The organism is Agromyces mediolanus (genome assembly GCF_023715325.1).
Lineage (GTDB): Bacteria > Actinomycetota > Actinomycetes > Actinomycetales > Microbacteriaceae > Agromyces > Agromyces mediolanus_A.
Genome location: NZ_JAMBNX010000005.1, coordinates 123,967 through 143,314, shown reverse-complemented (window position 1 = coordinate 143,314; position 19,348 = coordinate 123,967). Strand labels below are relative to the sequence as shown.

Here is a 19,348-nt window from a genome sequence, read left to right as displayed (position 1 = left end):
CCCGCCGACCTCCCGCGGCCGTACGATGCAGGCACGGCGCTCCGGGGGGACGCTTCCCGGACGGAGGGGAGTCGATGGTGAGCACGCGCGACCAGTTGTTCGCTCAGGCCGCCGAGATGATCACGCAGGGGGCGTGCGTCGACGTCGTCGGCGCGCGCGGCAGCGGGCGCACGCGGTTCGCCGAGCGGCTGCGGAACCATTTCCTGAACCGCTCCTGGCACGTCGTCGACGTGCGCGCGGTCGCCTCGCTGCGGAGCTTCCCGATGATGGCGCTCGCACTGGCGGGGATCGACGCGGCGAAGGACAGCCGCCCGTCGGCGATCCCCACGGTCGTGCAGGAGCTGTCCGACCGGCTCCAGTCGAACGATTCGCTGCTCATCGTCGACGACTGGGACGATCTCGACGAGGTCAGCTGGGGGATCATCTGCGCCGTGCAGCGCCGGCACCGGCTGCCGGTGGTGATCATCCGGCTGCGGGGGCGGGGCGCGCGCCACACGCCGACCGGCGTGCGGTCCTCCACCATCGAGACGAGTTTCACCCTGGAACTGCCGCAGCTGCGGTACGACGAGCTCGAGCTGGCGATCGTCGACCGACTCGGCGCGCCCGTCGACGCGGCGACCCTGTCCCGCATCTACGCCAAGTCCGGCGGCAACGTCGGGCTCGCCTTCGCGCTCGTCGACGCCGCGTCGCGCGAAGGTGCGCTCGAGGCCCGCGACGGCGTCTGGACGGCGACGCACGACCTGTGGTCGCCCTCGCTCTCGGCGCTGGTCGAGGTGCAGCTCGAAGGGCTCGAACCCGCCCAGCTCGACCTGCTCGAGACCCTTTCGATGCTCGGCGTCGTGGATGCGGCCGGCATCTCGCACCTCGCCTCGGCGACGCACCTCGAGGCGCTGGAGCAGCTCGGGCTCGTGGAGCTGCTCTCCTCGGGGTCGCGGTTGCTCGTCAGCGTCCAGCCGCCGCTCCTCGTGGAGTACTTCCGGCACACACCGCGACCCGCCCGCCGGCTGCGACTCGCGCAGGCGATCGAGGAGACGCTCGATCCCGAGAACACCCTGCGCTTCGGCGACGCACCCATCACGGCGTTCGACGACGACCACAGCGCGCAGTTCATCCGACTCGTGCACGAGCAGCAGCGCACCCGCACGCTCGTCGCCCGGAACGAGTGGGCGCAGGCGCAGACTCCCGAGTCGGCGGTGAACTTCCTGGAGACGCTGCTCGAGGCCCCGAGCATCCCCGCCGAGATCGATGCGCTGCTCGAGGCGCCGCCGTCGTTCGCCGGCTCGGAGGAGGCGAGGGCGCGATGGTGCGCGGCCGAGGCCGACTATCTGGCCTACTCACGGCACCAGCCCGAGCGGGCGCTGGAACGACTTCGGTCCACCGCCCAGGAGCTGCCCGAGTTCGGGCCGTTCCTGCTCGCGCGCGCCGTCGAACTCGAGATCGACCAGCTCGGCGACCCGGACCTCGGCGTGCTGCCCGACCCGTTCGATCCCGAGATGCCGGGCGAGGTGGCCGTCGCCGTGCACCGGGCCCTCGCGTACGTCGCGACCTGCCACGGTCGTCTCCACGACTCCGACCGGCATCTGGCGGCCATCCGGGTGCTGAACGGGCCCGTGCTGGACCTCCGCGCTTCGGTGGTCGCGCTCAGCAACCTCATCGCCCGCGGCGACACCTCGACCGCCGCGAGGCACGCCGTGCGCTCCCTCGACGAGTCGCGGGCACGGTTCGACCCGCTCGGGATGCGCGGCTTCGGCGCGGTGGCGGTCTTCTGCGCGGTCATCGACGGGCGCTACGGCGACGCGGAGGACCTGATCGAGGTCGTCTCGATCCTCGGCGAGCCGCTCGGGCGCCCGCCCTTCGCGCATCTGGCGCTCACGATCATGTCGAGCGTCATCGCCTCGCGGCGGGGGCAGCGGAAGCTCGCAGAGGCCCGCAACGCGGAGCTCGAGCGCATCCCGCTCGCCGACGGCCCCCTGCCGAGCCAGGCGCGCGGCTGGGCGTGGATGCAGACCGCGGCGAGCGAGGGCGATCAGGCGAGGGCCGCGAGCATCACGCTCGAGAGCGCGAACCAGCTCTGGGAACGCGGGGCCCGGCTGGCCGCCGCGATGGCGCTCACCACCGTCGTCGAACTCGATCCGAGCGAGGAGCGGCTGGCCGAGGTCCGCGAGCGGATCAGCGCGGTCGAGGGTGAGCTCGTCGGCGACCTGCTCCGCTACCTCACCGCCCTCGTCGCGCAGAATCCTGCGGAGCTCGCCGAGGCGGGCGCGATGTTCGCCCGGGACGGGCGCTTCGGTCTCGCGCTCTCGGCCATGTCCCGCGCGGCGACCCTCTACCGGGATCTCGGCGAGGCGGAGTCGGCCGCCGAGCTCACCGCGCGCCATGAGCAGCTCAGGAAGTCGCTCGTGCCCGGCAGCTACGACGCCACCCGCTTCCGCGCCCTCTTCGTCGAGCTCACGGAGCGCGAACGCGAGATCGCGCGCCTCGCCGCGTCGGGGCTCAGCAACCAGCAGATCGCCGACGAGCTCGTCCTCTCCGTGCGCACGGTGGAGAGCCACCTGCACCGGGTGATGCGCAAGACCGGCGCCGAGCGGCGCAGCCACCTCCGCGACTACCTCGAGCGCGCGGACCTGTTCCGCTGAACACCGAGCCTCGGCCTCAGCCGACGAGATCCGACAGCGCGGCGGCGAGCACGTCCAGGTGCAGCTCGACGTCGGCGCTGCTCGTCTCCGGGCACATGAGCGCCATGTTGTGGAACGGCGTCAGGAAGATCCCCCGGTTCAGCAGGAACAGGTGCAGGTAGTCCTCGAGCTCCGTGTCCGTCGCGAGGTACGACTCCGTGCCGTTCCGCGGGGCGGGCGAGGCGAAGCGGTACTCGGAGCGCGCCCCGAGCTGCGTGACGGTCCACGGCAGCGCGAAGCGGTCGATGAGCCCCTGCACCCCGGCCGTGTACTCCCCCGACCGCGCGGTCATGCCGGCGAACGCCTCGGGCGTCAGCACCCGCTCGAGCGTCGCGCGCGCGGCCGCGAGGCTCAGCGCGTTGCCCGCGAGGGTGCCGCCGACGCCGCCGGTGTCGACGAGGTCGGTCTCGGGGTCCGACCAGATCCGATCGGCCAGCTCGGCGCTCAGGCCGTAGGCGCCGATCGGGATGCCTCCCGCGATCGCCTTGCCGAGGGTGACGAGGTCGGGCTCGAGCCCCCACGCCGCCGTGCAGCCGCCGGGCCCCGCCGAGAAGGTGTGCGTCTCGTCGTTGATGAGGAGCGTCCCGGCCGCCCGGGTGAGCTCGCGCACCCCGGCGAGGTAGCCGGGCTCCGGCAGCACGATGCCCATGTTCGTGAGCGCCGGCTCCATCAGCACCGCCGCGACGTCGCCCGCGGCGAGCTCGCGCTCGAGCCCGGCGAGATCGTTGAACTCGACCACCCGGCTCGTGCGCGTCACGTCGTACGCGGGGCCGACGTTGCCCGGCCTGGCCCTCGGGCCGTCCGGGCCGGTCACGATGAACGACTCGTCGACGCTGCCGTGGTAGCTGAAGCTGTTCACGAGCACGCGCGGCCGCCCGGTCACGGCCCGGGCGAGCCGCAGCACCCAGCGGTTCGCGTCGGTCGCCGAGAGCGAGAAGCTCCACTCCGCGACCCCGAAACGCTCGGCGAGGATGCCGGCGACGACGCCCGCGTCCTCGGTCGGCATCATCGCGGTCGCCCCGCCGAGCCGACCGTAGCGCCGCTCGACGGCCTCGACGGTCGCCGCCGGCGAGTGCCCGGCCATCGCGCCCGTGTCGCCCAGGCAGAAGTCGACGTAGCGGGTGCCGTCGGCGTCGGTGACCCGCGCGCCGCGGGCCGAGTCGAGGTACAGCGGGTACGGGCCGGCGCTCTTCGCCATCCACGTCATCGGCACTCCGCCGAGCAGGTGCGGCGCGGCCGCCTCGTGCAGCCGGCGCGACTCCGGGGTGCGCCGGACGAACTCCCCGCGTTCGCGCGCGAGCAGCTGCCCGAGCCGGGTCCGGTCCATCGTCGTCGCGGTCATCCGCGGTTCCTCCACATCTCCTTGGCCGAGCGCAGCTGCCCGGTCGCGTCCTGATCGATCCGCCCGTCGCGGATCTGCACGAGGTACACCTCGCGCGCACGTCGTTCGCTGATCCAGCCCTCGCGCACGTCGGCGAGGACGAGCTCGGGCTCGCGGGTCGCCGGGTCGCCGTAGCCGCCGCCGCCGCTCGTGCGGGCGACGAGCCGCTCGCCGACCTCGATCACCTCCGGACCGCAGATGTCGAGCGCGACGAGCGATCCGTCCCGCGTCCGCTTCTGCTGACGCGAGGGCGCGCCCGCGCGTCCGCCGCGCGCCCCCGCCATCGGGTTGATCGAGCCGTCGTTGGCGTAGATCGCCTCGATCGGTCCGCCGATGGGCCCGTACTCGACGATCGTGCCCGGGGCGCCCCGGCGGTGCCCCGCACCCTCCGTGTCGACCGCGAGCCGGCGCTCGTGGATCACGATCGGCTGCTTGAGCTCGTCGATCTCGACGCTGTCGAGGAGCAGCGTGCCGCCCGAGCCCAGGTCGTCCATCGTGAGCCAGCCGTCGGCGTGCGGGCCGGCGGCGCCGCCGTTCGTGCCGGTGAAGATCTGGTTCACGAACGCCGTGGCACCGGCCCGCCGGTCGATGCCCGACACGACGGCCTCCGCCGGCGACATCCCGGTGCCGACCTCGGCCATGCCGAGGCCCGCGCCGAGTTCGGCCATCGCGCGTTGCACGAGGTTGCCGACGCGGTTCGAGAGGTTCGTCGTCGCGACCGAGCAGCTCACCGGGTGGCGCGGGATGCCGACGACGCAGTTCTCCCGCAGCAGCAGCCGCACGCGTCGGAAACTGCCCTGGTTGTGCGGGATGGTGTGGTCGATGCTGTTGAACAGCCCGATGAACGCCGCCGCGCGGGACGTCGCCTGGCTGAGGTTCAGCCCCGACGGCACGCAGTCCGGGTTGTCGCGGAGGTCGACCTCGATCAGGCCCTCCTCCGGCAGCACCGTGACGGTCGCCTGGATCGGCACGCCGTCGGGCACCCCCGGGAACGGGTCGTGCACGGTGGACTTCGTCGTCGATCCGGCGGGCAGCGCGCGGATCGTGACCTCCATTCGGCGCTCGCTGTAGTCGAGCCAGTCGCGGGAGAAGCCGTCGAGGGCGTCCCAGCCGACCTCCTCGCCGAGCTCGAGCAGGGCCCGCTCGCCGATCCGGGCGCTGCCCATGATCGCGAGGTAGTCGCCGCGCCACTGCTCGGGCACGCGGATGCGCATCTCGCACATCCGCAGGATGTCGTCGAGGTCGGCGTAGTCCTGCTGGACCCGCACGACGGGGAAGACGAGGGCGCCCTCCTCGTACACGTCGCGGGCGCTCGCCATGTACGTCGTCGGCACCGAGTTGCCGCAGTCGGCCTGGTGCGCCTTCGCGACCACGGTGAAGCGGTGCACGCCGTCGCGGTCGACGACCGGCACCATGATCGCGTGATCGGCCGCGTGCGTGTTGCCGTGGTACGGGGAGTTGTGCAGGAAGGCGTCGCCCCGGCGCATCACCGGGAAGAACTCGCGCAGCGCCTCGGCCTGCAGGTCGGGCCCGCCCATCACGTGGATCGGCAGGCTCTGCCCGGTGGTGAGCACCTCGCCGTCGGCGGTGAGGATGCAGCAGGAGAAGTCCCGCGCCGTGTTCAGCACCCCGGAGCGCCCGGAGCGGGCGAGGGTGTTCGCCATCCGGCGCACGATCGCCTCCAGCCGGTGGCTGAGCACCGCGAGCTGGGCGCCGTCGTGCGCGGGGGCGGTGGGTCGCTCGGTCATCGGACGCTCTCCTCGAGGTCGGGCACGGGGGCCGCACCGGCGGCCTGGCCGGCGGGGGTGATCACGAGGGAGCCGCTCGGCGCGATCTCGACGGCGCTGGCGTCGGCGACGACGATCGTCGTGAACGGCGACTCGATGAGGATCGGGCCGCGCTCGGCGAGGCCCGGGGTGAGGGAGGACAGCGGGCGCACCGGCACCTCGACCATGCCGGCGCCGCGCACGTACGCGGTCCGGCTCGTCGCGAGCGTGCCCGACTCCAGCCGCGCGGAGAGCACGCCCTCGGCACGCTCGAGCGGCACGCGCACGCGCGCGCCCCAGCTCACGACCTCGACGGGCGAGCCATCGTCGCGGATGCCGAGGATCTCCTCGTGCACGTCGTGGAAGTCCGCGACGAAGCCCGCGACGTCGTCCGCGCCGGCGAAGCGTTCGTCGCGGAGCGGGATCTCCAGCTCCCAGATCTGCTGCGGGTAGCGCGCCTCGGCGTAGAGCCCGATGGTCGCGGCGCCGCCGCCCATCCGCTCGGCGAAGGCGCGGCCCCGGGCGAGCAGCTCCGCGAGCCCCGCGTTCACCCGCTCGGCGTCGAACGCCGAGGTGAGCGCCGGGATCGTCGAGGAGTAGACCGCCGTGTAGTCGCTCATCAGCGCACCGGCCGCGGCGAGCGCGGCGCCGACGGCGGGCATCACGAGCGAGGGCGAGCCGAGCCGACCGGCGACCGCGGCGGCGTTCAGCCCCGCGGCCCCACCGCCGCCGACGAGCACCGCCGCCGAGGGGTCGATGCCCTGCTGCAGGGTGATCTCCTCGATCGCGTGCACCATCTGCTCGGTGGTGAGGTCGAGCACGGCCGAGGCCGCCTCGACGAGTCCGAGGCCGAGCGGGCCGGCGACGTCGTGCTCGATCGCCCGGCGGGCCGCCTCGACGTCGAGCCGCATCCGGCCGCTCGAGAAGTGCTCCGCGTCGAGGTAGCCGAGCACGAGCGCGGCATCGGTGACGGTCGCGGCGGTGCCGCCCCGGCCGTAGCAGGCGGGGCCCGGCTGGGAGCCGGCGCTCTGCGGGCCGACGTGCAGCAGCCCGCCGGGGTCGACCCAGGCGATGCTGCCGCCGCCGGCGCCGGCGCTCTTCACGTCGATCGAGGGCAGGCCGGTGAGGTGCCCGGTGCCCTCCTCGCCCACCCAGGCGGTGCGGGTCGAGGGGATCTCGCCGCGCCGCACGAGCGTGACGTCGAACGTGGTGCCACCGGCATCCGCGATGATCACCGCGTCGGAGCCGGTGTCGGCGGCCGCGTAGGCGCGCCCGGCGACGGGGGCCATCGACGGCCCCGAGTTCAGGGTGACGATCGGCGCGGCCGCGGCGTCCTCGACCTCGACGACGCCGCCCATCGAGGTGACCATGAGGATCCGCCCGGCGAGCCCGGCCGCCCGCAGCCGCCCGGTGAGGGCGGCCACGTAGTCGGACATGAGGGGTTTCAGCGAGGCGTCGATCGCGGTGGACGAGGCCCGCCGGTACTCGCGCAGCGAGGGGTTCAGGGCGTGCGAGAGGCTGAACGGGATGCCGCCGAGCCGGCGGGCGAGCACCTCGCCGACCGCGAGCTCGTGCGCGGGGTTCACGGTGGCCCAGAGCAGGCACACGGCGACGGCCTCGACGTCGAGCTCGAGCAGCCGGTCGCAGGCCGCCTCGACGGCGGCGAGGTCGAGCGGCTCGAGCTCCTCCCCGGTGGAGAGGATGCGGCCGGGCAGCTCGAGGGTGAGCCGGCGGGGCACGTACGGCTCCGGGTAGGGCACCGTGAAGTCGTAGGGGTCGCGGCGGCCGCCCTCGCGGAGCAGCAGCACGTCGGGGTGCCCGCTCGTCACGAGGAGCGCGGTGCGCGCGGCGGTGCCGGTGAGCACGGCGTTCAGCCCGCGCGTGGTGGCGTGCGCGAGGCTCGCGACGCGGGCGAGGAAGTCGCGCACGCCGACGCCCTCGGCCGCGGCGGCGACACCGATGACGTCGAGGATGCCCTGCACGGGGTCGCTCGGCACGGTCGGCGCCTTGTAGAGGCGGAGCAGTCCGCCCTCCTCGACGACGAGGTCGGTGAAGGTGCCGCCGATGTCGACGGAGAGGCGGAGCGGGAGCGCCCGCGCCGGCGTCCGCCCCGGCCGCGGCTGCGGCTGCGGCTGCGGTTCAGAAGCCATAGGACGACACCCCCGCCGCGCTCAGGTCCTCGGCGCCGAGCGGCCGGGCGAGGCCGGCGGCCTCCTCGAGGTCGGCGAGGAACGGGGCGATCCGGCCCACGTTGTGCGGCATCGGCACGAGCACCATCCCGACGGGGGCGGGCACCGAGCGGGCGGCGAACATCCAGCCGCGACGACGCAGCTCCTCGGCGGTGGGCCGGAGGTCGAGCGTCGTCGAGTGGATGAGCGACATGTTGATGCGCGAGCCCGGGTGGATCTCGAGCCCGTCGATGCGCTCGACCCCGGCGTTCAGCTCGTCGCGCATCGCCATCGAGGCGAGCGAGACGGCCTCGTACCCGGCCTGGCCGAGGAGGCGCACCATGGCCCAGGCCCCGGCGATCGGGCCGACGCCGCGGGTGCCCGACATCGTGCCGTTCGGCGGGCAGATCTCCTTCGCCGCGGCGAGCAGCGCCTCGTCGCGGAAGGTCAGGCTGCCCACGGGCGGCGGGGCCATGCCGTTCTTGTGCAGGTCGGCGCTGATCGAGTGCACGCCCGGCACCCGGAAGTCCCAGGCGGGGATCGTCGAGTCGTAGCCGGAGCGCTCGAGGAACGGCAGGATGTATCCGCCGAACGCGCCGTCGACGTGCAGGTAGAGCCCGTGCCGCTCGGCGATCTCGCCGATCTCGGCGATCGGGTCGACGCTGCCGAAGGCCCAGGTGCCCGCGGTCGCGATGATGGCGATGGTGTCGGGACGGATGGCGGCCTCGATCGCCGCGGGGTCGACCTCGTGCAGGCGGCCCTCGGGGGCCGGGACGACGATCGCGTCGAGGTCGAACATGCGGCAGAGCTTGTGCAGCGAGTAGTGCCCGTTGTCGGGGAACACCACGCTGCCGCCGCGGCGCCCGGAGCGCTGCTTTGCCGTGAGGATGGCGCACATGTTCGACTCGGAGCCGCCCGCGGTGAGGAAGCCCGTCGGGGTCTCGGCCCCCATCAGCCCGCCCATCCACGAGATGACCTCGGCCTCCATCTCGCGCGCGCCGCCCCCGGTGATCCAGGTCTCGCCGTGGATGAACCGGCGGTAGGCGTCGACGGCGAGCTCGCGCACCTCGTCGCCCCAGGGGGTCAGCGGGGTGTCGACGAGGTGCGGTCCCTCGTCGAAGAGGTTGCTCGGCATCTCGGGGAAGCGCGAGACGACCTCGAGTCGGTCGAGCTCCCGCTCGAACTCGCGTCGGGTCAACCCGCTGGGATAGGTGGTCATGATCGGCCTCTCGGAAACGGCGGTGGTCGGGTGGGGTCGGTGCGGCGGCGGGCTCACTGGGCGGTGAAGCCCCCGTCGACGGCGAGGCTCGCTCCGACGACGTAGCGCGACGCGTCGGAGGCGAGGTAGAGCACGGCCGGAGCGATGTCGTCGACCTCGCCGATCCGGCCTGCGGGGGTGGTCGCGAGGATCTCGGCCTCGAGCTCGGGGGTGATCAGCTCCGCGTTGATCGGCGTCCGCACGTTGCCGGGGGCGACGGCGTTGACGCGGATGCCGGCGGGCGCGAGCTCGGTCGCGAGCGCCTTCACGATGAGCTCGATCGCCCCCTTCGAGGCGCAGTACGCCGAGTCGTTCGGCGAGCCGACACGGCCCGACATCGAGGAGACGAACACGATCGAGGCGCCCGGCTCGAGGTGCCGGTGCACGGCACGGGTGAGCCGGAACGGGGCCCGCACGTTCACCTCCCAGTGCTCGTCGAAGATCTCGTCGCTCGTGTCGTCGAGGGAGGCCATGCGGTAGATCCCGGCGGCGTTCACGAGCACGTCGATCCGGTCGAACGCTTCGAGCGCGGCGGCGGCGACCGCCTCCGGGGCGCCGTCGTCGCGGAGGTCCACGGCGATCGAGGCGATGCTCGACCCCGTCTCGCGGAGCTCCTGCACGAGCTCGGCGAGCCGGGAGCGGGAGCGCCCGACGAGCAGCACGTCGGCCCCGGAGCGGGCGGCGAGCCGGGCGATGCCCGCCCCGATGCCGGAGCTCGCGCCGGTGACGATGACGGCCTTGCCGTCGAGGCGGAACGGGTGGGGTGCGGTCATCGACCGGCCTCCTTCTCGGTGAGCTCCGCGGAGATCTCCGCGGCGACACGACGGGCGTCGGCGCCGATCGTGCGGGATCCGAGCCAGTAGAAGAGCGCCGCGGCCGCGGCGGAGAGCCCGACGGCGAGGGCGATGGCCAGCCGGGTGCCGAAGGCGCTCGAGATGAGGCCGGAGATGACGGCCCCGAAGAAGCCGCCCATGAGGAAGGTGAACAGGGTCATCACGGCGAACGACTGCGCGACGTAGCGCGGCGGCGTCACCGAGGCGATGATCGCGCCCACCGAGACGAGGGTGAGGCCGTTGAACATCATCGCGACGACGTAGACGACGAGCAGCAGCCACAGCGGCTCCGCCCAGATGCCGAGCACCATGACCACGCCGAAGCCCACGATGCCGATGATCGCGAGGTACATCGTCCGCGCCGGGTTCGTCAGGTAGAGCCGGTCGAACTGCCGGCCGCCGATGAGCATCGCCCCGATGACCGGGATCTGCGTGAGCGAGAAGATGAGCCCGCGCTGGAGCGCATCGAGCTCGTAGGTGTCGCCGAACAGCAGCGACACCTGGATCGGCACGGCGTAGAGCGCGAGCCCGAGCGAGCCGATGCCCATGCAGAGGAACAGGAAGGTGCGGATCTTCACGAGTCGCCGGAATGCGGCGAAGACGCCGATCGGCTGCTCCCAGACCATCGAGTTGCCGGTCGCGACCGCGTAGACGTGGCCGCCGCGGGGCGGCTCCTTCAGGAAGACCGCCGCGCAGACCGCGAGGATCGCGTAGGGCACGGCGAGGCCGAGGAAGGAGTAGCGCCAGGCGTTCTCCCCCGCACCCGAGAGCACGGCGATGGTGCCCGCGAGCGTCGGCCCGATGAGCTGGCCCAGCGGGGTCGCCATCGCGTGCAGGGAGTACACCCGGCCACGTCCCTCGACGGGGTACGCCTCGGCGATCATCGCGCCGAAGACGGGCTGCGAGTAGGCGGCCGCGAGGCCCGTCAGCGTCATCGCGATGAAGATCTCCCAGACCGAGGTCGAGAAGAAGGCCCACATCAGCGCGCCGGTGCCGAGGGCGGCCGAACCGACGACGAGGTACCGCCGACGCATCCGGTCGGCGAGGTACGCCATCGGCGGGCCGAGCAGGGTGAGCGCGACGCCCGAGAAGGCGAGCACGGCGATGAGCATCGCGTCGTCGAGCTGGAAGGAGCGCTGGATGTCGGGGGCGAGGGTCGTCCCCGCGTCGCGCACGAGCTGCTCCATCATGACGAGCGGCACGGCGAGCGAGACGACGCTCCAGCCGCCGCGGCGGAGCGTCTCGCGCAGCGAGATCGACTCCTGCTGGCCGGGGAGGATGGCGTCGGCGACGGCGTCGACCACGTCGTCGATGCCGTCGGCGCGGGGGTGGGCGGGCGCGACGGTGCGCTCGGCCGCAGGCTCGGGGGGCTTTCGGGTGTTGGGGATCTCGGTCACGTCATCGTCCTTCGATCGGGGGAGGCCGCCGGGCCCGGTCGGGCCCGGCGGGGACTGCATCAGAGGCGGCCGTCGAGCCAGTCGAAGAGGTACTCGCCGGCGGTGCCGAACGCGCCCGTCTGGCAGTGCAGCTGCGCGGTCGTCGAGGCGTCGAAGAGCATGAGCTCCTTGCGGCAGGTGAGCGCCTCGTAGAGCTGGTGCGCCTGCCCGGCCTCGAAGACCTCCTCGGTGCCGTCCATGACGAGCGTCTCCGCCTCGATCTGCCCGGCGAGCTCGCGGATGTCGAACTTGTCGAACTCGACCATGAGGTCGTAGGGGGTGGCGACCCCGTGCTTCCACATCGAGTCGCGCAGGAACCAGGAGGCGACGGGCGAGGCATCCGACACCGCCGCGGCGACGGCGTTGAAGGTGTCGGGGCCGTCGGCGTACGCCTCGGTGAGGGCGGGCGGCAGGCCGATGCGGATCGACTCGCCCCAGTGGATGGCGCCCGGGTTCGCGATGCACACCTTGAGCCGCTTCTCGAACGCGGCGGCGCGCGGCGCGAGGTGCCCGCCGAAGCTCAGGCCCATGAGGCCGATGCGCTCGGGGTCGACACCCTCGAGCTGCACGGCGACGTCGACGATCGGGGTGACGACGTTCTCCCAGTCGGGGCGGAACGGCAGCCCGTTCACCCGGATCGCCATGCCCTGCCCCGGGCACTGCACGGAGAGCGCGTGGTAGCCGCGGCGGATGGCGTTCTCGTACACCCAGCCGGTGTCCTCGCTCCAGGCGTCGCGCCCCTGGAAGAAGATGAGCAGCGGCGCCTCGGCCTCCGCGATGGGGCTGCGGTAGAGGTAGGCGGGCAGGAAGCTCGACTCGTAGGGGATCTGCAGCGCCTCGCCCGGGAACCCGGAGAGCTCGAGGTAGCGATCCCAGCAGCGGTACGCGTCGAGCGCGTTGCTGCGGGTGCGCGGCTCGTCGGGCAGCGCGTGGTGGATGAGCGAGCCGCGCCAGTACGTCGCGGCCCGCTTGTAGAGCGAGGCGGCGGACTGGCGGTGGCCGCGGCCCTCGGCCTGCTCGGCGCGCTCCTGGATGCGGCCGGCGAGCGAGGACCACTCGTCGAGCCACATCTGCTCGTCGTCCGAGGCGATGCGCCCGGCGACCTCGAGGCATTCGCCGAGGTCGGAGCCGCCGTAGAACATCTGGCCCAGCTGGTGCTTGAACTGGTCGTCCATCACCTCGCTCTCGAAGAAGCGGAACGAGGTCCAGTGCGGGCCGGGGACGTACTCGTTCACGGGGGTGATCGGTCGTGCTGCGGTGTCGGTCACTGCTGCGTCTCCTTCTCGGCGCGGTGTGCGGGGGTTCGTGCGGTGTCGGGCCGCCGGCCCGCCCAGGGGCGGGCCGCCTCGAGCTGGGCCGCGAGGCGGTAGAGCAGCCCTTCGTCGCCGTACGGGCCGACGAAGTGGGTGCCGACCGGGATGCCGTCGGCCGTCCAGTACAGCGGGACGGACATGGCGGGCTGGCCGGTCACGTTGATGAGGGTGGTGAAGGGGAGGAACAGCCCGGCGGCGCGCTGCCCGCGGAGCGGGTCCGAGGCATCCGACGCGAAGGCGCCGAGCGGCGGCGCGACGCTCCCCGCCGTCGGGGTGAGCCACACGTCGTAGGGCCGCTGGAAGTCAGCGAGCCGCTGGCTGAGCGTCTGCAGCTCGGCGAGGGCGTCGAGGTACTGCAGGATCGTGACGCCGCTCGAGCGGCCCTGCTCGATCATGGCCCAGGTCGCCGGTTCGAAGAGCTCGGCGGTCGCGGTGCGGCCGGTGAGGCGTTCGAGCCGGGCGATGTCCCAGGCGAGGCCGCCGGCCGAGACCGTGGAGAACGGTCCGATGAGCGCCGCGCCGTCGATCTCGGGCTCGCGGAGTTCGACGTGGTGGCCGAGCTCCTCGCAGAGCCGGGCGGCGTCCTCGACGGCGGCGATGCAGTCGGGGTGGAGCGGGATGCCGAGGGGCGAGGCGGTGCTGTAGACGATCCGTAGGCGGCCGGGGTCGCGGCCGACCTCCTCGGCGTAGGGGCGCTCGGGGCGCGGGGCGACGAAGGGGTCGCCGGGGAGCGGGCCCGCGGTCGCGTCGAGCAGGGTGGCGCAGTCGCGGACGCTCAAGGTGACGGCGTGCTCGCTGAGCACCGCCATCCGGCTGCTGAGCCCGGTGTGCCGACGGGCGGAGCTGATCCGCAGCCGGGTCGGCTTCATGCCGAAGACGCCGCAGTTCGAGGCGGGGATGCGGATCGAGCCGCCGCTGTCGCTCGCGTTGGCCATCGGGACCATGCGGGTCGCGACGGCCGCGGCGGCGCCGCCGCTCGAGCCGCCGGCGGAGAGCTCGAGGTTCCAGGGATTGCGGGTCGGGCCGAAGAGCTCGGGCTCCGTCGTCGGCTGGAGGCCGAACTCGGGCAGGTTGGTCTTGCCGAAGGGCACGAGGCCGGCCGCCTTGTAGCGGCGGGTGAGCTCGCCGTCCGTCGCGGGCACGTAGTCCTGCAGGAAGCGGCTCGCCGAGGTCATCGGCACCCCGGCGTAGCCGACGCCGCCGCCGTCCTTCAGGAGGAACGGCACGCCGGTGAACGGCCCGTCGGGGATCGGCGCGGCGACCGCCCGGCGCGCCTCGTCGTACATGGTGCCGATCACGGCGTTCACGGCGGGGTTGCGGGTCTCGACCCGTTCGATGGCGTCTTCGAGCAGCTCGGCCGGGGTGACCTCGCCCGCGCGGACGAGCTCGGCCTGGCCGAGGCCGTCGAGGTCGTCGGGTAGTCCGATCATGCTCACTCCTTCGTGGTCGGCGCTCCGGTCGGTCGCGCTAAAAGAAGTATTGCCGCTTAACTACTTTTCCGCCACTGTTTCGATTGCGAATCCATAACGGAACAATCGATTCGATCGCGAGCACGAGTGATTCAGTGGTCGACGAGTGGATGCCTCGAGCGATCCGATGCCGTCCGCGAGCGCCCGCAGCCGAGCCCGCGGGGTCGCCGAACACCGGCCGACCCGAGGCCGACCGCAGCGCGGCGAGGGCCTAGGCGGTCCCCCAGGCGTACTTGACCTTCTCGATGTAGAGGTAGTTGTAGGTCTCGGTCGAGGTCACCCCGGGCAGGGTGCGGATGCGATCGTTCACGATCGCCAGCAGCTCGCGGGCGTCGGTGCAGACGAGCTCGACGATGAGGTCGTAGTGCCCCGACGCGACGACGACGTAGACGAGCTGCTCGACCTCGGCGAGCGCCGCCGCGAGGGCGCGGATGTCGCCGTCCGCCCGGATGCCGACCATCGCCTGGATGTGGAAGCCGAGCTTCAGCGGCTGGGACACGGCGACGATCTCGATGACGCCGGACTCCATCAGCCGCTGCACGCGCTGCCGGGCCGCGGCGCTCGAGAGCCCGACCGCCGGGCCGAGCTTCGCGTAGGGCATGCGCCCGTCGGTCTGCAGCAGACGGATGAGCGCTTTGTCGATGTCGTCGAGCGCGGGGGTCGCTCCGGCACCCGTCACTGCGTCCGCCATCCCCGGCCTCCGATTCCGTCGGGATCGGCCGGGCCCCGCGGGCCGCTCCGATCGCGCTCCTGCAGGATACCGTCGCGGAGCCGTAGGGTACGAGGCGGGCCACGCACCCGAAAGGCAGCCATGCACACCGACGATCCCGCCGCACTCCTCGCCTCCGTCCGCACCGTGATCCGGCTCGCCCGCATCGCGCAGCAGGCCTGCGAGGAGGCCGGGCTGAACCTCGCCCAGTACCGCGCCCTGAACAGCGCGCGCGACGCCGGACGGCGCGCCTACGAGCTGGCGCAGGCCACCGCGGTGACGCGCCCGGCGGTCACCTCGCTCACGAACGGCATGGTGAAGGCGGGGCTGATCGCCCGCGAATCCTCGAAGACGGATGGCCGCGGCGTCGTCTTCGTCGTCACCGAGCACGGCATCGAGCGGCTGCAGGAGGCCGAGCGGCTGCTCCTCGTCCGCTTCCGCGAGGTCCTCGGCGATGCGGCGGGCGCACTCGCCGCGCTCGACACGCTGCCCCTTGAGCTCGCCCTCGACGAGCAGGTCGACCGGGACTTCGGCAGCCGGGTCTGAGCCGGCACCAGCTACCCGGGCTGCGCCGCATCCCGCGTGCGGCCGAGCACGAGCGAGGCGACGACCGCGCCGAGCGAGACCGCGGCCGCGACGCCGAAGGCGACCGCCACGGCGACCGGATACCCCTCCCCCGGCGCGAGCGAGGCGACGACCGCGCCGAGCACCGCGACGCCCGCGGCACCGCTCAGCGAGCGCAGCATGCTCACGAGGGAGGTGGTGCGGCCGACCCGCTCCGACCCGACCGCGAGCTGAGCGACGAGCAGGAACGTCTGCATCAGCGCCCCCATGCCGAGCCCGACGAGGCTCGCGGCCGCCACGATGAGCCACCCCGGCGGTTCGAGCCCGACCGTGGCGAGCCCGGCGAGCCCCGCGGTGAGCAGGATCGCGCCGACGAGCATGGTGCCGGCGCGGGCGCGCGGCCCCCGCGCGACGAGGTGGCCGCTCACGATCGAGGCGACGAGCGTCGCCGCGAGCAGCGGTGCCACGAGGAGGCCGGTGACCGCCGCCGAGACCCCGCGCCCGAGCTGCCAGTACTGGCTGAGGTACAGCACCGCGGAGAACATCACGGCGCCGATCGCGACGCTGCCGACGACGCTCCAGCGCACTGCGGGCACGGCGAGCGCGGCGAGGTCGACCACGGGGTCGGCGACCCGGCGCTCGACGAGCACGAGGGCGAGCGCACCGAACAGCCCGAGGGCGCCGAGCGCGAGGCCCTGCGGCGACCACCAGGCGAAGCCGACGCCGCCGAAGGTCACGAGCAGCAGCAGCGAGGTGACGGCGAGCGCGAGCAGCGCGATCCCCGCGGCGTCGATGCGGAAGCCGCCCGGCCCGGGCCGCCGCGGCAGCGCCGCCTCGACGACGACGAGCCCGACGAGGGCGAATGGGATGAGCACGAAGAACGCGGAGCGCCAGCCGGCGCCGGGCAGCTCGACGAGGACGCCGCCGATGAGCGGGCCGCAGAGGCTCGCGATCGACATCGTCGCGCCGAGGTAGCCGAGGTAGGCCGCCCGGCGCTGGCCGGGAACGGCCCGGGCGATGACCGCCTGGCTCGAGACGAGGATGCCGCCCATCGCGACGCCCTGCAGCGCCCGGGTCGCGATGAGACCGCCGAGGCCCGGGGCGAGGCCTGCGCCGAGGCATCCGATCATGAAGAGGACGAAAGCCGCCTGCACGACGCGCTTGCCGTCGAAGGCGTCGGCGAGCCGCCCCCAGAGCGGGATCGACACGGTCATCGCGAGCAGCGAGCCGACGACGACCCAGCTGCCGGCGGCCGAGTCCGCGCCGAGATCGGCCTCGATCGCGGGCAGCGTGTTGGCGACGATCATGGCGCTCGACGCGGAGCCGAAGAGGCCGACAGTGAGGCCGACGAGCACGGTCGCCGCGCGCCGCGGCGGCAGCGCATCTAGTTCAGTCACTTAACTAGTATGACGCGCGCCGTCGCCGACCGCGACCGGGTGCACGACGATCGGGGCGACGCGCCGTGCGGCGTCGGCGTGTCGCCCCGATCGTCGTGCACCTCGCAGCTGGGGGGCGGAGGCGGGGGGCCGGGGGGGACGCAGAACGGCCCCAGCCGAAGCTGGGGCCGTTCTGTTTGGTGCGCCCGGAGGGACTCGAACCCCCAACCTTCTGATCCGTAGTCAGATGCTCTATCCATTGAGCTACGGGCGCATCAGATGCCGCCTGGCGCACTCACTGCGATCAGGCAACCACGTCACTCTATCCCACGGCCGACCCGATTGCGAATCGAGCGCCGCGCCCCGACCCATCCCGATCGACCCATCCGAGTTGCCCGACTTTCATGAAAGTCGGGCAACTCGGGAGCAGCGCTCGGGAACTGGGCCTAGCCCTTCACCGCACCGCCGAGCCCCGCGCCGCTCAGGAAGAGCCGCTGGAACACGAGGAACAGCACGATCGGGATGAGCGTCGAGATCGCGAGCGCCGCGAGGAACACGTCGAGCTCCGTCTGCGACTGCACCGCCGGCAGGCGCACCGACAGGGGCTGCACCGCCGGGTCCGGCAGCACGAGCAGCGGCCAGAGGAAGTCCTTCCACGCGGCGATCACCGCGAACACCGAGACGACACCAAGGATCGGCTTCGACATCGGCAGCACGATCGACCAGAACACCCGGAACGGCCCCGCCCCGTCGGTGCGCGCCGCCTCGAACACCTCGCGCGGCAGCCCGTCGAAGAAGCGCTTCACGAGCAGGATGTTGAACGCGTTCGCCGCCGCAGGCAGCCAGACCGCCCAGTACGTGTTCAGCAGCGAGGTGTCGATGACGGGCGGATGCAGCACCGTGAGGTAGAGCGGCACGAGCAGCACCACGGCGGGCACGAACAACGTCGCCAGCACGAGGGCGTTCAGGATCGGCGCGTACTTCGGCCGCAGCACCGAGAGCGCGTAGCCCGCGGTCGTCGCGATCAGCAGCTGGAAGAACCAGGAGCCGGCGGCCACCCAGATCGTGTTCAGGAAGTACTGGTCGATGTGGATGTCGTTCCACGCGGTCGCGAGGTTCGCCCAGTCGATCCCGTTGGGCCAGAGCTCGAAGGGATGGCTGAGCGTGTCCTGCGTCGGCGTGACCGCCGCCTTGGCGAGCCAGAGCAGCGGTCCGAGCCCGGCGACGACGAGCCCGACGAACAGCACGACGTGCACGCCGGCCATCGAGACGCGCACGCCCCGCTTCTGCCGGTCGTGGCCGCTCAGGATGCCGCGGTCGGTGCCGCCGTCGGCGCGCTCGCGGCGGCGCTTGCCGAGCCCGGCGAGCTTCTGCCGCAGCGCCACGGACGGCTGGGCGGAGGAGGGGGCGGGCGCGGTCAATTGGTGCTCCAGCGGTCGGTGAGCTTGAAGTACAGCCAGCTGAGCAGCCCGAGGAAGATCGCGAGCATCAGGCTGAGGGCGGTCGCCTCGCCGTAGGCGCCGCCGAGGCTGTTCTGGAAGGCGTAGCGGTAGATGAGCAGCAGCACCGTGAGGGTCGCGTTGTTCGGTCCGCCGCCCGTGAACAGGTACGGCTCGAGGAACACCTGCGCCGTGCCGATCACCTGCAGGATCAGCATGATGAAGAGGATGCCGCGCAGCTGCGGCAGCGTGACGTGCCAGATCTTGCGCCAGATGCCGGCGCCGTCGACCTCGGCCGCATCGTAGAGCTCCGGCGGCACGGCGATGAGTGCGGCCAGGTAGATGATGATCGAGCCGCCGGCCGCCGCCCAGGTCGCCTCGATGACGAGGGAGGGCATGGCGGTCGCCGAGGACTGCAACCAGGGCTGTGGCGGGATGCCGACCCAGCCGAGGATCGTGTTGAACACCCCGTCGGGGCTGGCGTTGTAGAAGACCTTCCACAGCAGCACCGCGACGACGGGCGGCACGACGACCGGCAGGTAGGCGAGCGCGCTGTACAGGCCCTTGCCGCGGCGCACCTCGCTCATCAGCACCGCCATGATGATCGGCAGCGGGAACCCGAAGACGAGGGCGAGGCCCGCGAAGTACAGGGTGTTCACGACGGCGGTGCCGAGGCTCGGGTCGGCGAGCACCCGAGCGAAGTTGTCGAGGCCGACCCACACGGGGTCGCTGATCAGGTTCGTCTTCTGGAAGCTCATGATCACCGAGCGGGCGATCGGCCACCAGCTGAAGACGCCGAACACGACGAGCATGGGCGCGAGGAACGCCAGGTTCCAGAGCCCTCCCCCGCGCAGCCAGGTGAGCGGGGTGCGACGGCGGCGGCGCGATGGGGGGCGCGCCGCCGCCTCGGGCGACGGATGCCCCGCGCCGGCCTCGGCCGGGGCATCCGTCTGATCGATCG

General features: G+C 72.7%; 14 protein-coding genes and 1 tRNA gene. 2 read left to right on the top strand and 13 right to left on the bottom strand.

Going from position 1 to position 19,348, the window contains the following annotated elements; all coding sequences use genetic code 11:
- Positions 1 to 74 precede the first annotated feature (74 nt).
- Positions 75 to 2,636, top strand: a complete 2,562-nt coding sequence (locus M3147_RS10595; protein ID WP_251203442.1) for a LuxR family transcriptional regulator — start codon at positions 75 to 77, stop codon at positions 2,634 to 2,636.
- Between the two features lie 16 nt (positions 2,637 to 2,652).
- Here the strand turns inward: M3147_RS10595 and M3147_RS10590 are convergent, their stop codons facing one another.
- The 9 genes from M3147_RS10590 to M3147_RS10550 form a co-directional block, all read right to left on the bottom strand.
- The gene (locus M3147_RS10590) at positions 2,653 to 4,017 is read right to left on the bottom strand and encodes a transaminase (protein WP_251203441.1); all 1,365 of its coding nucleotides are present in this window, start codon (positions 4,015 to 4,017) and stop codon (positions 2,653 to 2,655) included.
- On the bottom strand, positions 4,014 to 5,804 hold the full coding sequence (locus tag M3147_RS10585) for a hydantoinase B/oxoprolinase family protein (RefSeq protein ID WP_251203440.1): 1,791 nt from the start codon (positions 5,802 to 5,804) through the stop codon (positions 4,014 to 4,016). Before M3147_RS10585 ends, M3147_RS10590 begins: the two co-directional genes overlap by 4 nt.
- Entirely contained in the window at positions 5,801 to 7,972 is a 2,172-nt protein-coding gene (locus M3147_RS10580) for a hydantoinase/oxoprolinase family protein (protein ID WP_251203439.1), read from the bottom strand. Before M3147_RS10580 ends, M3147_RS10585 begins: the two co-directional genes overlap by 4 nt.
- Positions 7,962 to 9,209, bottom strand: coding sequence for an aminotransferase class V-fold PLP-dependent enzyme (locus M3147_RS10575; RefSeq protein ID WP_251203438.1), 1,248 nt, complete (start codon positions 9,207 to 9,209; stop codon positions 7,962 to 7,964). Before M3147_RS10575 ends, M3147_RS10580 begins: the two co-directional genes overlap by 11 nt.
- A 53-nt stretch (positions 9,210 to 9,262) precedes the next feature.
- Positions 9,263 to 10,021 (bottom strand): SDR family NAD(P)-dependent oxidoreductase, encoded by a 759-nt coding sequence (locus M3147_RS10570; protein WP_251203437.1) that lies wholly within the window; start codon positions 10,019 to 10,021, stop codon positions 9,263 to 9,265.
- On the bottom strand, positions 10,018 to 11,478 hold the full coding sequence (locus M3147_RS10565) for an MFS transporter (RefSeq protein WP_251203436.1): 1,461 nt from the start codon (positions 11,476 to 11,478) through the stop codon (positions 10,018 to 10,020). Before M3147_RS10565 ends, M3147_RS10570 begins: the two co-directional genes overlap by 4 nt.
- A 59-nt stretch (positions 11,479 to 11,537) precedes the next feature.
- The gene (locus tag M3147_RS10560; protein WP_251203435.1) at positions 11,538 to 12,785 is read right to left on the bottom strand and encodes an alpha/beta hydrolase family protein; all 1,248 of its coding nucleotides are present in this window, start codon (positions 12,783 to 12,785) and stop codon (positions 11,538 to 11,540) included.
- Complete coding sequence (locus M3147_RS10555; protein WP_251203434.1) at positions 12,782 to 14,260, bottom strand: amidase; 1,479 nt, start codon at positions 14,258 to 14,260, stop codon at positions 12,782 to 12,784. Before M3147_RS10555 ends, M3147_RS10560 begins: the two co-directional genes overlap by 4 nt.
- 250 nt (positions 14,261 to 14,510) lie before the next feature.
- A complete protein-coding gene (locus M3147_RS10550; protein WP_251203433.1) occupies positions 14,511 to 14,990 on the bottom strand; it encodes an Lrp/AsnC family transcriptional regulator in 480 nt (159 codons plus the stop codon).
- Positions 14,991 to 15,110: 120 nt separating this feature from the next.
- Between M3147_RS10550 and M3147_RS10545 the strand changes: the two genes are divergently transcribed.
- Complete coding sequence (locus tag M3147_RS10545) at positions 15,111 to 15,554, top strand: MarR family winged helix-turn-helix transcriptional regulator (protein ID WP_251203432.1); 444 nt, start codon at positions 15,111 to 15,113, stop codon at positions 15,552 to 15,554.
- 11 nt (positions 15,555 to 15,565) lie between these two features.
- On the opposite strand, the gene M3147_RS10540 is transcribed toward M3147_RS10545, so the two are convergent.
- From M3147_RS10540 to M3147_RS10525, 4 genes are all read right to left on the bottom strand, one after another.
- On the bottom strand, positions 15,566 to 16,969 hold the full coding sequence (locus M3147_RS10540; protein ID WP_251203431.1) for an MFS transporter: 1,404 nt from the start codon (positions 16,967 to 16,969) through the stop codon (positions 15,566 to 15,568).
- Positions 16,970 to 17,146: 177 nt separating this feature from the next.
- Positions 17,147 to 17,222, bottom strand: a tRNA-Arg gene (locus tag M3147_RS10535).
- 172 nt (positions 17,223 to 17,394) lie between these two features.
- A complete protein-coding gene (locus tag M3147_RS10530) occupies positions 17,395 to 18,369 on the bottom strand; it encodes a carbohydrate ABC transporter permease (RefSeq protein ID WP_439954196.1) in 975 nt (324 codons plus the stop codon).
- Complete coding sequence (locus tag M3147_RS10525) at positions 18,366 to 19,241, bottom strand: carbohydrate ABC transporter permease (protein ID WP_285873787.1); 876 nt, start codon at positions 19,239 to 19,241, stop codon at positions 18,366 to 18,368. Before M3147_RS10525 ends, M3147_RS10530 begins: the two co-directional genes overlap by 4 nt.
- Positions 19,242 to 19,348 lie beyond the last annotated feature (107 nt).

What these genes read in the sequence shown, in the direction of transcription:
- M3147_RS10555 (WP_251203434.1), bottom strand. Translation starts at nt 14,260, where the DNA reads ATGATCGGACTACCCGACGACCTCGACGGCCTCGGCCAGGCCGAGCTC.
- M3147_RS10575 (WP_251203438.1), bottom strand. Translation starts at nt 9,209, where the DNA reads ATGACCACCTATCCCAGCGGGTTGACCCGACGCGAGTTCGAGCGGGAG.
- M3147_RS10580 (WP_251203439.1), bottom strand. Translation starts at nt 7,972, where the DNA reads ATGGCTTCTGAACCGCAGCCGCAGCCGCAGCCGCGGCCGGGGCGGACG.
- M3147_RS10545 (WP_251203432.1), top strand. Translation starts at nt 15,111, where the DNA reads ATGCACACCGACGATCCCGCCGCACTCCTCGCCTCCGTCCGCACCGTG.
- M3147_RS10570 (WP_251203437.1), bottom strand. Translation starts at nt 10,021, where the DNA reads ATGACCGCACCCCACCCGTTCCGCCTCGACGGCAAGGCCGTCATCGTC.
- M3147_RS10590 (WP_251203441.1), bottom strand. Translation starts at nt 4,017, where the DNA reads ATGACCGCGACGACGATGGACCGGACCCGGCTCGGGCAGCTGCTCGCG.
- M3147_RS10550 (WP_251203433.1), bottom strand. Translation starts at nt 14,990, where the DNA reads ATGGCGGACGCAGTGACGGGTGCCGGAGCGACCCCCGCGCTCGACGAC.
- M3147_RS10595 (WP_251203442.1), top strand. Translation starts at nt 75, where the DNA reads ATGGTGAGCACGCGCGACCAGTTGTTCGCTCAGGCCGCCGAGATGATC.
- M3147_RS10585 (WP_251203440.1), bottom strand. Translation starts at nt 5,804, where the DNA reads ATGACCGAGCGACCCACCGCCCCCGCGCACGACGGCGCCCAGCTCGCG.